Annotated in this window: 15 protein-coding genes; 11 read left to right on the top strand and 4 right to left on the bottom strand. The window is 75.1% G+C overall.

Annotation, left to right across the window (positions count from 1 at the left end; genetic code table 11):
• Positions 1-28: 28 nt before the first annotated feature.
• Positions 29-1,180, bottom strand: coding sequence for an NAD-dependent epimerase/dehydratase family protein (locus QPK52_RS03970; RefSeq protein WP_410535614.1), 1,152 nt, complete (start codon positions 1,178-1,180; stop codon positions 29-31).
• A complete protein-coding gene (locus QPK52_RS03965; RefSeq protein ID WP_410535613.1) occupies positions 1,177-1,575 on the bottom strand; it encodes a hemerythrin domain-containing protein in 399 nt (132 codons plus the stop codon). Before QPK52_RS03965 ends, QPK52_RS03970 begins: the two co-directional genes overlap by 4 nt.
• Positions 1,576-1,767: 192 nt before the next feature.
• Here QPK52_RS03965 and QPK52_RS03960 point away from each other — a divergent pair, with 192 nt between their 5' ends.
• From QPK52_RS03960 to mnhG, 8 genes are all read left to right on the top strand, one after another.
• Positions 1,768-2,151 (top strand): hypothetical protein, encoded by a 384-nt coding sequence (locus QPK52_RS03960; protein WP_410535612.1) that lies wholly within the window; start codon positions 1,768-1,770, stop codon positions 2,149-2,151.
• A complete protein-coding gene (locus QPK52_RS03955; protein WP_410535611.1) occupies positions 2,148-2,348 on the top strand; it encodes a DUF2180 family protein in 201 nt (66 codons plus the stop codon). The genes QPK52_RS03960 and QPK52_RS03955 overlap by 4 nt, the downstream gene beginning before the upstream one ends.
• A gap of 132 nt (positions 2,349-2,480) precedes the next feature.
• Positions 2,481-5,372: a Na+/H+ antiporter subunit A gene (locus QPK52_RS03950; RefSeq protein ID WP_410535609.1), complete on the top strand. Its 2,892-nt coding sequence runs from the start codon at positions 2,481-2,483 to the stop codon at positions 5,370-5,372.
• Entirely contained in the window at positions 5,372-5,743 is a 372-nt protein-coding gene (locus QPK52_RS03945; protein ID WP_410535608.1) for a Na(+)/H(+) antiporter subunit C, read from the top strand. Before QPK52_RS03950 ends, QPK52_RS03945 begins: the two co-directional genes overlap by 1 nt.
• Positions 5,740-7,254 carry a Na+/H+ antiporter subunit D gene (locus QPK52_RS03940; RefSeq protein WP_410535606.1) on the top strand — a complete coding sequence of 505 codons (1,515 nt, stop codon included), beginning with the start codon at positions 5,740-5,742 and terminating at the stop codon, positions 7,252-7,254. The genes QPK52_RS03945 and QPK52_RS03940 overlap by 4 nt, the downstream gene beginning before the upstream one ends.
• Complete coding sequence (locus QPK52_RS03935) at positions 7,251-7,871, top strand: Na+/H+ antiporter subunit E (protein ID WP_410535605.1); 621 nt, start codon at positions 7,251-7,253, stop codon at positions 7,869-7,871. Before QPK52_RS03940 ends, QPK52_RS03935 begins: the two co-directional genes overlap by 4 nt.
• A complete protein-coding gene (locus tag QPK52_RS03930; protein ID WP_410535603.1) occupies positions 7,868-8,134 on the top strand; it encodes a monovalent cation/H+ antiporter complex subunit F in 267 nt (88 codons plus the stop codon). Before QPK52_RS03935 ends, QPK52_RS03930 begins: the two co-directional genes overlap by 4 nt.
• Positions 8,131-8,529, top strand: coding sequence for a monovalent cation/H(+) antiporter subunit G (mnhG, locus tag QPK52_RS03925; RefSeq protein WP_410535601.1), 399 nt, complete (start codon positions 8,131-8,133; stop codon positions 8,527-8,529). Before QPK52_RS03930 ends, mnhG begins: the two co-directional genes overlap by 4 nt.
• Before the next feature lie 15 nt (positions 8,530-8,544).
• Here mnhG and ggt read toward each other — a convergent pair whose 3' ends face one another.
• A complete protein-coding gene (gene ggt / locus QPK52_RS03920) occupies positions 8,545-10,491 on the bottom strand; it encodes a gamma-glutamyltransferase (protein ID WP_410535600.1) in 1,947 nt (648 codons plus the stop codon).
• Between the two features lie 182 nt (positions 10,492-10,673).
• Here ggt and QPK52_RS03915 point away from each other — a divergent pair, with 182 nt between their 5' ends.
• A complete protein-coding gene (locus QPK52_RS03915; protein WP_410535599.1) occupies positions 10,674-10,976 on the top strand; it encodes a DUF6343 family protein in 303 nt (100 codons plus the stop codon).
• A 108-nt stretch (positions 10,977-11,084) separates the two neighbouring features.
• Here the strand turns inward: QPK52_RS03915 and QPK52_RS03910 are convergent, their stop codons facing one another.
• On the bottom strand, positions 11,085-12,266 hold the full coding sequence (locus tag QPK52_RS03910) for a zinc-dependent alcohol dehydrogenase (RefSeq protein WP_410535598.1): 1,182 nt from the start codon (positions 12,264-12,266) through the stop codon (positions 11,085-11,087).
• A gap of 120 nt (positions 12,267-12,386) precedes the next feature.
• Between QPK52_RS03910 and QPK52_RS03905 the strand changes: the two genes are divergently transcribed.
• Together QPK52_RS03905 and QPK52_RS03900 are read left to right on the top strand one after the other, a co-directional pair.
• Positions 12,387-13,052 (top strand): HemK2/MTQ2 family protein methyltransferase, encoded by a 666-nt coding sequence (locus tag QPK52_RS03905; protein WP_410535597.1) that lies wholly within the window; start codon positions 12,387-12,389, stop codon positions 13,050-13,052.
• A complete protein-coding gene (locus QPK52_RS03900) occupies positions 13,036-13,344 on the top strand; it encodes a CDGSH iron-sulfur domain-containing protein (RefSeq protein ID WP_410535596.1) in 309 nt (102 codons plus the stop codon). The genes QPK52_RS03905 and QPK52_RS03900 overlap by 17 nt, the downstream gene beginning before the upstream one ends.
• Positions 13,345-13,379: the final 35 nt, after the last annotated feature.

The raw sequence follows: 13,379 nt of genomic DNA, 5'->3' as shown, positions 1-13,379 counted from the left end.
CGGCGGCGGCCGGGAGCGGGCGGCCGGGTCAGGGCCGCCCGCCCACCCCGGTGGCGATCTCGTGCCGCCGCCCGCCCTCCACGACGGGCGCCAGCGGAGCGGTGGGCGCCCCCGCCACCTCGCGCATCCCGCGCAGCAGTTCCCGCAGCGCCTCCTGTGCCGACCGCCGGGGCCGCCAGCCCAGCTCCTCGGCGGCCCGCGCGCAGTCCATCACCGGCAGCCGCAGGAACGCGTCCAGCAGCTCCGGCGGCGAGGGCACCAGCCGCAGCCGCCACGCCAGGCCCGCCGCGGCCCGCACCGGCCCCAGCGGCATCCGCACCGCACGGGCGCCCAGTACGTCGGCCAGCACGGAGGCGTCCACCACGGGACCGGCCGCCAGGTTGAAGGCGCCGTGCACCGGTTTCAGGACCGCGAGCCGGTACGCCTCGGCGGCGTCGTCGGTGTGCATCACCTGGAAGCGCATCCCCGGAAGGGCGGGTACGGCGGGCACCGCGCCGAGTCCGGCCAGCCGCTGCGGCAGGAACGGGCCGGCGAACAGCCTGCGCTGCTCGCTCGCGGCCTCCCGCTTGAACAGGAAGCCCGGCCGCATCCGCACCACGCGCACCCGGGGGTGGTCGCGCTCGAAGCCGTCCAGCAGCCGCTCCACGTACGCCTTCTCCCGGCAGTACGCGGCGTCCGGCCGGCCGCCGTGGGTCGGCCAGGTCTCGTCCACCGCGCGGCCCACGGGGCCGGGTGAGTAGGCGCCCACCGATGAGGCGTACACCAGCGCGGGCACCTCGGCGGCCGCCATCGCGCGCAGCACCCGGGCGGTGCCCAGCACGTTGGTGCGCCAGGTGACCAGCGGATCGCGCGTGGGCTGGATCAGCCAGGCCAGGTGGACCACGGCGTCGGCGCCCCGGAACAGATCCGTCAGCCGTTCCTCGGCGGCCCGCCCGGCCGGGTCCTCGCCGTCGCCGCCGGCCCCGATGTCCGCACTCGCCCACTCGGTCTTCGGCGGCGTCCACAGCGGTGTGCGGCGGGCGACGCCGAGCACCGAGCCGATGTGCGGGTCGTCGCCCAGGGCCCGCACCACCGAGGTGCCCACATTGCCGGTCGCGCCCAGGACGACCACGCGCAGACCGTCCCCCGCGCGGCTGTCCGCGCCCCTGCCCGCGCCGCTCCCGGCCAGCGCCCCGCTCACAGCCCCTCCCCGTGCCGCGCGTCCCGGGCCCGGTCCACCACGGCGGCGAACCGGCCGGCCCCCGCGTCTTCGCCGTCCGGCACGGCCGCCGGGTACGGGCGGGTGGGCGCCGCCGACTCCGCGGCGCGCACGGACCGTGCCGTCGCCCTGCGCCGATCGGGGCCGCTCCCGGCCTCCGGAGGGGGGAACTCGTACCGCTCCTCGGCGCGCGCGTGCGACTCCGCCTCCTCGCGCAGTGCCGCGAACCCCCGCCGGAACGCCGCCCGGCGGCCGTCGTCACCGGCGGCCGCCTCCACGGCGTCGAACTGCTCCCGGATCTCGTCGTGCCGCCGCATCAGCAGGGCCACCACGTCCTCCTCCGCGGCGGCGCCGGGCGATGTGCCCCGTCCAGCCATCTCGCTCCTCCTCACGACAGGTGCTGTGGCCCGGCGCGGAGTACCCGCGCGCCCCCCCGGGGAAACGGTCCGGCCCGTCACGCCACCCCCGTCCCGGGCTCTGCCCACCGGGGCCGAAACGGGCACACACCCGGTGTTTCCACCCCTCCGTCCCGGGTACTGCGCGGAGTGCGGAAGGAGGGACGGTGCGGCGTGTTGGTCGGTCTGCTGTTGCTGTTAGCGGCCTATCTGTCGGTCGCTCTTCTGACGGCCCGTGTGGTGTACGGCATCGAGCGGGCCCGAGTCATCGCGCTGGAGCGCGACTGGCACGCGGACGAGGATCCGGTCGAGCGATTCCGGCGGCAGGGCCAGTCGGCCACCGTGTCGACGGCGTTCCTGTACGGGATGGCCTGGCCGGTCGTCGTGCCGGCCTACCTCTTCTACCGCTGCGCCACGCTGGTGATCACGGGGAGGCCCCCGCTGACCCCCTACGAGCGCGCCGACCGGGCCGAACGGCTGGACGCGCGCATCCGCGAACTGGAGGAGTCGCTGGGGCTGCGCGGCCACGCACTGGACGAGAACGGACCGAGGCCATGAACTGCTACGAGTGCCTGACACGGGACCGCACCACCACCGCCGTCGCGGTGTGCTCGCGCTGCCATCTGGGCCTGTGCCCCGAACACCTGCGGATCGACTCCCAGCTCGTCAGGGAGCCGCGGGGGATGGGCCAGGTCACCCAGACACCGGAGGCCCGCCGGGCGCTGTGCGAGGTGTGCGAGCGGGCGGAGGGCTGACACGGCGTCACCCAGGCCCGCGTCCCGGCCCGGGCCCGGCGCGACCGCACCGCTGAAGGGTGCACGGCCACGCGGTAGATGTTCCTTTATGTACGCTCTGTTCGGTCATGCGTGGTTCACCCGGGAGTGCCCTTGCTGGTTCTGATCGCCGCCCACGCCGCCGTGGCCGCCCTCCTCCCCGCCCTCGCGCCGCGCGCCGGGCGTGCCGTGTGGTGGGTGGCCGCCCTGGTGCCGCTGGCCACACTGGTCTGGGCGGCGGCCCTCGCCCCTTCCGTGCTCGACGGGGACACGCCCGTGGAGCACTTCGGCTGGGCGCCCTCGCTGGGCCTCGAGGTCTTCCTGCGGCTGGACGCGCTCTCACTGCTGATGACGGGCGTCATCAGCGGCGTCGGAGCCGCCGTCCTGGTCTACGGCGCCCGCTACACCTCCGAGGGGCACGGCCGCGAGTCCGCGCTGCTGCTGGCCTTCGCCGGCGTCATGCTCGGCCTGGTCACCGCCGACAACCTGCTGGTCCTGTACGTCTTCTGGGAACTGACCACCGTGGTGTCGTTCCTGCTCATCGCCGGCCGGGGCAGGACCCGGGAGCACCGCGAGGCGGCCCAGCAGGCGCTGGTCGTCACCACCGGCGGCGGCCTGGCGATGCTGCTCGGCTTCGTGATGCTGGGGGAGGCGGCCGGCACCTACCGGATCTCGGAACTGGTCGCCGATCCGCCGGACGGCGGATACGTGCCCGCCGCGCTGGTGCTCGTCCTGGTGGGCGTGTTCACCAAGTCGGCGCAGTTCCCCCTGCACGGCTGGCTGCCCGCCGCGATGGTCGCGCCCACCACGGTGAGCGCCTATCTGCACGCCGCCGCCATGGTCAAGGCGGGCGTCTACCTGACGGCCCGGCTGGCGCCCGGTTTCGCCGACACCGAGCCCTGGCGCCCCCTGGTGCTGACCGTCGGTCTGCTGTCGCTGGTCGTCGGCGCCTGGCGGGCACTGTGGGAGAGCGACCTCAAACGAGTCCTGGCCTATGGGACGATCAGCGAGCTCGGCCTGCTCATCGCGCTGTTCGGCTACGGAACCCGCGACTCCGCCCTCGCCGGAGAGGTGATGCTGCTGGCGCACGCCACCTTCAAGGCGTCGCTGTTCCTGATCACCGGCCTGGTCGAGCACCACACCGGCACCCGCGAGATCGGCCGGCTCTCCGGCCTGGGCCGCCGCAGGCCGGTCCTGCTGACCCTGGCCGCGCTCGCCGCCGCCTCCATGGCCGGACTGCCGCCGCTGGCCGGCTACCTGGGCCACGAGGCGTACCTCGACACCTTCTGGAACGCGGCCCGGAACGGCCCCGGGGCGGGCGAGGAGTGGGTGCTGGCCGCCCTGGCGGCCGGCTCCGCGCTCACGGTGACCTACGCCATCCGCTACCTGTGGGGCGCCTTCGCGAGCCTGCCCGGCGTGGAGCCGACACCGCAGGAGGACCCCGGCGACCGGGCGCTCGGCATGGCCGTGCCCATCACCGCCCTGGTGGCGGCCACCCTGGGCCTGGGCGTGTGGTACACGGGCACCGAGGCCCTCACCGAGCCCTACGCCGCGCTGCTGCCGTCCCCCCAGGAGCCGTACCACCTCGCACTCTGGCACGGGCCGAGCCCCGCCCTGCTGCTCTCCGCCGCCGCACTGGCCGCCGGCCTCCTGCTGTACCGCCTGCGCCCGGCCCTGTCCGCGGTGCGCGACAGGTCCCCCCGCGCCCCCGACGCGCAGGGGAGCTACCGCCAGGCGGTCCGCGGCCTCGACGGGGCGGCCGCGTGGCTGACCCGCCGCACCCAGGTCGGCTCCCTGCCGGTCTACCTCACCGTGCTGCTGGCGACCGTGCTGCTGGTGCCCGGGGCCGCCCTGCTGCTGAGGGACGTCCCGCTGCCCGCCCCGCCGCTGTGGAACTCGGCCGTCCAGGTGCCGCTGGCGGCCGTCGTGCTGATCACCGCACTGGCGCTCGCGGCCGCCCGGCACCGGCTGGCGGCCGCGCTGCTGGCCGGCGCGGTCGGCTACGGGGTCGCCGGGCTGTTCCTGGTCCAGGGCGCCCCGGACCTGGCGCTCACCCAGTTCCTCATCGAGACGCTGACCCTGGTGGTCATCGTGCTGGTGCTGCGCGGACTGCCTGCCGAGCTCGGAGCCCGCACCGGTTCCCGCCGCGTACGCCGGCTGCGCCTGGCGGTGGCCACGGCCGCCGGCGCGCTCGTCGCGGTCCTCGCCCTCGCCGTCTCCACCGTCCGCCGGGAGCCGGCCGTCTCCGAGTTCTACACCGACCACGTGGAGGAGGCCGGGGCCCACAACGTCGTCAACGCCGTCATCGTGGACTTCCGGGCCCTGGACACCCTCGGCGAGATCGCCGTGCTGCTGGTGACGGCGATCGGGGTGGGCGCCCTGATCGGGGTGCTCGGCGGCAGGGCCGCGACCATCCGGGCCCGGCCGCCGGCCGCGGACCGCTACGAGCCCACCGCGCGGTGGGCCCTGCCGCACGAGCAGTGGCTGCCCGAGGCACGGGAGCTGCCCGCCCACGACCGGTCCCTGCTGCTGGAGATCCTGACCCGGCTGCTGTTCCCGTCCGTGCTGGTGCTCTCGCTCTACCTGCTCTACTCCGGGCACCTGCGCCCCGGCGGCGGTTTCGCCGGGGGGCTGGTGGCCGGGCAGGCGTTCACCCTGCGCTATCTGGTGGGCGGGCGCGCCGACAGCGCGTTCGCCGTCCCGCTCGACCCCCGGCTGGTGGCCGGCGGCGGACTGGCCCTCGCGGCGACCGCCGGACTGGCCCCGCTGGCCTTCGGCGGCGAACCGCTGGGCGGCGCGCTGGTGAGCGTGACGCTGCCGGTGCTGGGACACCTGGAGGCGACCACCACCCTGGTCTTCGACACCGGGGTGTACCTGCTGGTCACCGGCGTCTGCCTGAAACTGCTGTCCGCTGTCGGCCCCGCGCAGGAGACCCCCGAGGAGGCCGCCGGGAAGTCCGGCGGCACACCCGACACCCCAGCCACCGCTACCGGGAGCCGCGCCTGATGAGAGCACTCGACCTGACGACGGCCCTGGTGGTGGGCGGCCTGTTCGCCATCGGTTTCCACCTGCTGCTCCAGCGCTCCCTGATGCGCCTGCTGTTCGGCTTCCTGGTGCTGGGACACAGCACCAACCTGCTGGTGCTGATGGCCGCGGGCCCGCCGGGCGACCCCCCCATCACCGGGGAGGGGCACGCACCGGAGACGTTCGCCGACCCGCTGCCGCAGGCCATGGCGCTCACCGCCATCGTCATCACCTTCGGCGTCACCGTCCTGCTGCTCGCGCTCGTCTACCGCAGCTGGCGGATCCAGGGCCACGACGAGGTCCGCGACGACGTCGAGGACCGCAGGGTGGGGGAGGAGGCGCTGGAGTCGTGACCGACTGGCTGCTGATCGCCCCCGTCCTGCTGCCCGTACTGGCGGCGGGCCTGTCCCAGGCCGTGTGGCGCAGCGCCGCCGCCCAGCGGCTGCTGGGCACCGGGACCCTGACGGCGGTGCTGGCCGTCTCCGCCGCACTGCTGGTGCTCGCCGACCGGCGCGGTCCGCTGGTGCTCTCCGTCGGAGGCTGGCCGGCACCGGCCGGGATCTCCCTGGTGGCGGACCGGCTGTCGGCACTGCTGCTGGTGGTGGCGCTGGCGGTGTCCCTGGCCGTGCTGGTCTTCGCCATCGGCCAGGGCACCGCCGAGGGCGACCTGCCCCGCACCCCCTTCCACCCGGCCTACCTGCTGCTGGTGGCAGGGGTCGCGCTGGCGTTCCTCACCGGCGACCTGTTCAACCTGTTCGTGGCCTTCGAGCTGATGCTCGCCTCCTCCTACGTGCTGATCAACCTGGGCGCCGGGGAGGGCCGCATCCGGGCCGGGATGACGTACACCATCACCAGCCTGCTGTCCTCGCTGCTCTTCCTCACCGCCATCGGGCTGATCTACGCGGCCACCGGCACGGTCAACCTCGCCGACCTCGGCGACCGCGTCCCGGCCCTCCCCGAGGGGATCCGCAGCGTGCTCAGCCTGCTGCTGCTGATCGTCTTCGGCATCAAGGCGGCCGTGGTACCGCTCCACTTCTGGCTGCCGGACAGCTATCCGACCGCCCCGGCACCGATCACCGCCGTGCTCGCGGCGCTGCTGACCAAGGTCGGCCTGTACGCCATGGTGCGCACCCAGACGCTGCTCTTCCCGCGCTCGGAGACCTGGACCCCGCTGCTGATCGCGGCGGCGCTGACGCTCCTGGTGGGCATCGTGGGCGCCGTCGCCCAGCAGGACGTCAACCGGCTGCTGTCCTTCGTGCTGGTCAGCCACATCGGGTTCATGCTCTTCGGGCTGTCGCTGTACACCGTCGGCGGCCTCACCGGAACCGTCCTGTACGCCGTCCACCACATCGCGGCCCAGGCCGCGCTGTTCCTGATCGCAGGACTGGTGGTGGGCTGGAGCGGCACCGCCAAGCTGTCCCGGCTGGCCCGGACGGCGCCGGCGCCCGGGCTGCTGGCCGGGCTGTTCGCGCTCGCCGCCCTCAGCCTGGCCGGGATCCCGCCACTGTCCGGCTTCGTGGCCAAACTCGCCCTGCTCCAGGCCGGCGTGGAGCAGGGGGGCGCGGCCGTCCTGGCACTGCTGGCCGCCGCCCTGCTCACCAGTCTCCTCACCCTGTACGTGATGGCCCGGGTGTGGCGGGCGGCGTTCGCGGCCGGCGGGGAGCGCCCGCCCGCCGCGCGCGGACGTATGAGAGGGCTGCGGCTGATGTTCGCAGCCACGGCCGGCGCCGTGCTGATCGGCGTGGTGGTGGCGGCGGGCGCCGGGCCGCTGGCACGGCTCGGCGAACGGGCGGCGGTGGACCTCCTGGAGCGCAGTACGTACCAGGAGGCCGTACTCGGTGATCCGGACAGGAGGGGCGGATGAGCCCGGAGGACGAGCAGGCACGCGGGACCGCGAGCACCCCGGGGGCCCGGGGCGGCCCTCCGCGCCGGACATCCCGGCAGTGGTCCCTGGCCCTGTGGCTGTGGGTGCTGTGGATCGTGCTGTGGGGCTCGGTGAGCCCGGTCGTGCTGGCGGGCGGGGCGGTGGTGGCCCTGCTGGTGGTGGTCCTCTTCCCGCTGCCCTCGATCGCCCGGCGGGCGAGGTTCCACCCGCTGTGGCTGCTCCTGCTGCCCGCGCACCTGCTGGTCGGACTGGTCGGATCGGCCGTCGCCGTGGCCCTCGAGGCGGTACGGCGCGGCCCGCGGGTGCGAGCCGCGGTGCTGGAGGTCCCGCTGCGGTCGGAGAGCGACCTGATGATCGCCGCCACCGCCAACATGGCCTCGCTGACGCCGGGCACCCTCGTGCTGGAGATCGACCGGGACCGGCGGCGGCTCTACGTCCACGCGCTGCCCGCCCGAGACGCCCGGGAGGTGGACCGCCGCCGCGGCGAGGTCGCGACGGCCGAGCGGTGGGTGGTGCGGACCATCGGCCCCGCCGGGATGCGGAAGGACCCGGACCGGCGGGAGCGGGGATACGGGGGAGAGGAGGAGCGGAGGTGAGCGTGGTCGCGACCGTCGCCCTGGCCCTGCTCGGAGTCACCGCCGTGCTGGTGGTCCACCGCCTGGTACGCGGCCCGCACGCGCTGGACCGGATCGTGGCGGTGGAGATCCTGGTGACGACGGTCGTCGCCGGGGCCGCCGTGGCGGTGGCGGTGTGGGAGTACACCTCGGCCGTACTCGTCCTGCTGGTGCTGGCGCTGCTCGGCTTCATCGGGTCGGTGACGGCGGCGCGGCTCGCCGAGGAGCGGGAGGACATGCGGTGAACGGGTTCGTCCAGACGGCCCTGGAGGCCGCCACGGCCGTCCTGCTGCTGTGCGGTGCCGTCTTCTGCCTGCTGGGAGGCGTCGGACTGGTGCGCTTCCCGGACACCGTCACCCGGCTCCAGGCGGCCGCCAAGGCGCAGAACCTGGGTCTGCTGCTGATCCTGATCGGAGCGGCCCTGCGGGTGCCCCTGCCGTACGCCGGGCTGCTGCTGCTCATCGCGGTCTTCCAGCTGACCACCGTGCCCGTCCTCGGCCAGATCGTCGGCCGGATCGCCTACCGCACCGGCGCGGTGGAGCGGCACACCCTCACGGTGGACGAGCTGGCCCGGCGGCTCGCGCCCCCGGACGCCCCGGACACCGGTGAGGGCGGGGGCGGACGGGGGCGCGAGACCTGAGCTGCGCCGGGGCCGTCAGCGGGAGGGGCGCACCACCATCGCCGAGCCCCCGCCGCGCCGCTCCGGCTCGGCGACGGCCCGCACCCGCCCGTCGGGCAGCACCTCCAGCGCGGCGACCGCGCCGATCTCCGGAGACGGGGTGAACGCCGACGGCGGAAGGGCGAACCGGTGGCCCAGCCGCTCCAGCGGCGCCCGCTCGGCGGCGGACTCCAGGAAGGCCGGCTCCGCCAGCGTGGCCGTGGTGTTGCGCTGCGACAGCCGCGGCGCGGCGACCGCCTCGGGCAGCGTCATGCCCAGGTCGAGCCGGTTGACGAGGGTCTGCAGCACGGTGGTGATGATGGTGGAGCCGCCCGGCGAGCCCAGCGCCAGCAGCGGACGGCCGTCCTCCAGCACGATCGTGGGCGTCATGCTGCTGCGCGGCCGCTTGCCCGGGCCGGGCAGGTTCGGACCGGCCACCTCCTGCGACAGGGGGGTGAAGTCGAAGTCCGTCAGCTCGTTGTTGAGCAGGAAGCCCCGGCCCGGCACGGTAATGGCCGAGCCGCCGGTCTGCTCGATGGTGAGCGTGTACGACACCACGTTGCCCCAGCGGTCCGCGGTGACCAGGTGGGTGGTGGACGGGCCCTCGTGGTCCTCGCCGCCGCCCCTGCCCGCGGAGCACTCCCAGGAGTCCGGGTCGCGCGGGTCGGCGGGCGCCAGCGGGCTGGTCAGCGCCCGGTCCGGGTCGATCAGGCAGGCCCGCTCCTTGGCGAAGCGCTCCGACAGCAGCTCCTCGGTGGGCACGTCGGAGAACGCCGGGTCGCCCACCCAGCGGTTGCGGTCGGCGTACGCGATCCGGCCGGCCTCCAGGTAGTGGTGGAGCGCCTGGACGCGGTCCGCCCCGGCGAGGTCGAAGCCCTCCAGGATGTTCAGCGCCTCGCCGGCGGTGGTGCCGCCGGAGGAGGAGGGGGCCATGAAGTACACCTCCAGGCCCCGGTAGTCCACCTTCACCGGCCGCTGGTGCAGTACGCGGTACCGCGCGAGGTCGCCGGCGGTCATCAGGCCCGGCCGCACCCTGCGGTCGGCGTCCGGCGCCACGGGCGGCCTGCGGACGGTGCCGGCGATCTCGCGGGCGAGCCGCCCCCGGTAGAGCGCTTCCGCGCCCTCGCGGGCCAGCAGCCGGTAGGTGCCGGCCAGGCCGGGGTTGCGGAACCGCGAGCCGACCTCGGGCAGTTCACCGCCGGGCAGGAACAGCTCGGCGGTGGAGGTGAAGTCGCGGAAGCGGTCCTCGTTCAGCTCCGTCTGGGCGCGGAACTCCTCGTCGACGGTGAAGCCGCGCTCGGCGAGGCGGACGGCGGGCCGCAGGGCCCTGGCCAGGGAGACGGTGCCCCACCTGTCCAGGGCCGCCTCCCAGGTCGCGGGAGTGCCGGGAACGCCCACCGACAGACCGGAGTTGACCGCTTCGTCGAAGGGGATCGGCCTGCCGGTGGCCGGGTCGAGGAAGGAGTCCGGCCGCATGGCGGCCGGGGCGGTCTCCCGGCCGTCGAGGGTGTGGACGCGGCCGGTGCGCGCCTCGTAGTGGACGAGGTAGCCGCCGCCCCCGACACCCGCCGAGTAGGGCTCGACGACACCGAGCGCCGCCGCGGTGGCCACGGCGGCGTCCACCGCGTTGCCGCCCGCGCGCAGCACCTCCAGACCGGCGCGGGAGGCGTACGGGTCGACGCTGGAGACCGCACCGCCGTACCCGGTGGCGACGGGCCGCTTCGCCGGCGGCTCACGGCCGGTGTCGGCGGCCTGCGCCGCGGCGGCGGGCGGCGCGAGCAGGAGGGCCGGCAGTGTCAGAACCAGAGCCAGGGCCAGAACCGGCGCCGGGGCGGGGGAGGCGGACGGCGACGGAGCCGAGGCCGCCGCGGCACCGGCGCGGCGGCGGAACGGGGAGCGCGGAAGACGGGGACTACGGGCGCTGCGGAAATGCCGGACGGGCATGGAGCCTCCGTGGTATCCGGGGACGCTCGGACCCCGGAAACCCTGTCAGCAGGCGCGAGCCCGGGGCAACAGCGCCGCGCCGCCCGCCGCGGCTGCATGGCCGGGAGCGGTGGCGGGTACCCGGCGCGGCCGAGGGCCCGGGAGGGCCCGGAAGGACCCCCGAGCCGAGGAGGTGCACCCGTATGCGGATCCCCGGCCGGTCGCGCACCGGCACCGAGCCCGTGACGGCCCGCAGCCCACTGGGCCTGCGGCTGCTGCTGTCCGTCCTGTACACCCCGGTCTTCCTGGCCGGGACGGTGTTCTTCGCCCTCTGGGCGGCGGACTCCGGGCCGGGCGACAGCCCCAGCGCGGGCTCGCTGCGCACCATCGCCTGGATCTGCGCCGTGCTGACCGTGGTGGGGCTGATCGACCTGGTCGTGGTCCTGGTGCGCCGCAGGCGCCAGCGCCGGGGGAGCATGGGAGGGGGAGGGCGGCGCGGGCCGTGAGGGTCCGGTCTTCCGGCCCGCGCCGCCCCGTCGAAGGCCCCGCGGAAGACCTCGCCGAACGAGGCCGGGCGGGCCCGCGGAGAGGGGGCTGGAGGAGGGCGGCCGGGCCTACGGCCGAAGAATGATCTTCACCGCCCCGTCGGCCTTCTTCTGGAACATCTCGTACGCCTCGGGAGCCTTCTCCAGCGGCACGTGGTGGGTGGCGAAGTCGTCCACGCCCAGCACGTCCTCGTCCGTCAGCAGCGGCAGGACCTCCGGGACCCAGCGCCGGACGTTGGCCTGGCCCATCCGCAGCTGGATCTGCTTGTCGAACAGGGTGAGCATCGGCAGCGGGTCGGTCATCCCGCCGTAGACGCCGATGATCGAGATGGTGCCGCCGCGCCGCACCGCGTCGATGGCGAGCCGGAGGGCGGCCAGCCGGTCCACGCCCGCCGTGGTCATCAGCTTCTCGGCGATCTTCTTCGGCAGCAGCCCGGCCGACTTCTGCGCCACCTCGGCGACCGCGCTGCCGTGGGCCTCCATGCCCACCGCGTCGATGACCGCGTCCGCGCCGCGCCCGCCGGTCTTCTCCCGGACGGCGTCGGCGACGTCGTCGTGCTCGGTGAGGTCCAGCACGTCCACGCCGCGCGCCCGGGCCCGCTCCAGCCGCTCGGGCACCAGATCGACGCCGATCACCTTCTCCACCCCCAGGTGCAGCGCGATCCGGCAGCACATGTCCCCGATGGGGCCCAGGCCCAGCACCGCCAGCGAGCCGCCCTTGGGCGCGTCCGCATACGCCACCGCCTGCCAGGCCGTCGGCAGCACGTCCGACAGGTACAGGAAGCGGTCGTCCGCGGGGCCCTCGGGCACCTTGATCGGCCCGTAGTGCGCCTGCGGCACCCGCAGGTACTGGGCCTGGCCGCCGGGTACCCGACCGTAGAGCTTGGTGTAGCCGAAGAGCGAGCCGCCGGTGCCGAACCTGCGGTTCTGGGTGGTCTCGCACTGGGTCTGGAGGTCCTGCGAGCACATGAAGCAGGTGCCGCAGGCGATCTGGAACGGCATCACCACGCGGTCGCCGGGGGAGAGGTTCGGCACCTCGGGGCCGACCTCCTCCACGATGCCCATCGGCTCGTGCCCGAGGATGTCGCCCTCCGTCATGAACGGGGTCAGCACGTCGTACAGGTGCAGGTCCGAGCCGCACAGCCCGCTCGAGGTGATCCGCACCACCGCGTCCGTCGGCTCGCGAACCGCCGGGTCGGGGACCTCGTCCACCCGTACGTCGCGCCGACCGTGCCAGACCACTGCCTTCATCGCTCTCCACCTCTTTCCACAGGGAGACGGCCGGGTACCCCGGTGCGCGCGGGCCAGTCACCGGCCCGCGGGCCCGGGACGGGCACGTTAGGGGAGCGGCAAACGAGGTATCCGGTGTTCATGCTGCTGCTCAGGCCCCCCGGGGTGTACGCGCCGCAGGACGACACCTGGCTGCTGAGGCAGGCGCTGCACGACGCCGCGCTCGCCCCCGGCGCCCGCGTCCTGGACCTCTGCACGGGCACCGGAGTGCTCGCCATGACCGCCCTGCGCATGGGCGCGGCCGAGGCTGTGGCGCTGGACGCCTCGCCCCGGGCCGTGCTCGCCGCCCGCTGCAACGCCTGGCTGCACCGGCTGCCGCTGACGGTGCGGCGCGGTGATCTCACCGACGCCCTGGCGGAGGCGGAGCACGGGCGCCCCTTCGACGTGGTCCTCACCAACCCGCCGTACGTGCCCTCCCCGCGGCGCGAACTGCCCCGCAGGGGCGCGGCGATGTGCTGGGACGGCGGGCCGGACGGCCGCGCGGTGCTGGACCGGCTGTGCGCGTACGCGCCCTCGCTGCTGGCGCGGGGCGGCACGATGCTGATGGTCCACTCCGCGCTGTGCGGCACCCGGGTGACGCTCGACCTGCTGCGCGAGCAGGGGCTGAAGTCCTCGGTGGTGGCCCGCACCACCATTCCGTTCGGCCCGGTGCTGCGCGAACGCGCCGCCTGGCTGGAGGAGCGGGGCCTGATCGCGCCGGGGCAGCGGACAGAGGAACTGGTGGTGGTCCGTGCCGACCGTCCCTGAGCCCGCGGGGGAGGGCCGTGCCCGGCGCGTGGTGATCGACCCCGAGGGCCCGGTGCTGGTGGAGGGACCGGTGGAGGTCGTCCTCCCCGACGGCCGCGTCGCCCGGTCGGACCGCTTCACGGTCGCCCTGTGCGCCTGCCGCCGCAGCCACCGCTACCCGTGGTGCGACACCAGCCACCGCCGCAAGGAGCGCCGCCCGAGGCCCACGGCGGCGGACACGGACTCGGACTCGGCCCCGGACACGGAGTCGGAGACGGACCCGGAAAAGGGCCGGGGCGCGGACCGGGGCTGACCGCCGGCCGCCGCCGCCCCGCCCCGGCTCCGCCC

The organism is Streptomyces sp. KL2 (assembly GCF_046529545.1).
Lineage (GTDB): Bacteria > Actinomycetota > Actinomycetes > Streptomycetales > Streptomycetaceae > Streptomyces > Streptomyces radiopugnans.
Note: the sequence above shows the minus strand (reverse complement) of the source record. Positions and strands in the feature narration are given on the sequence as shown.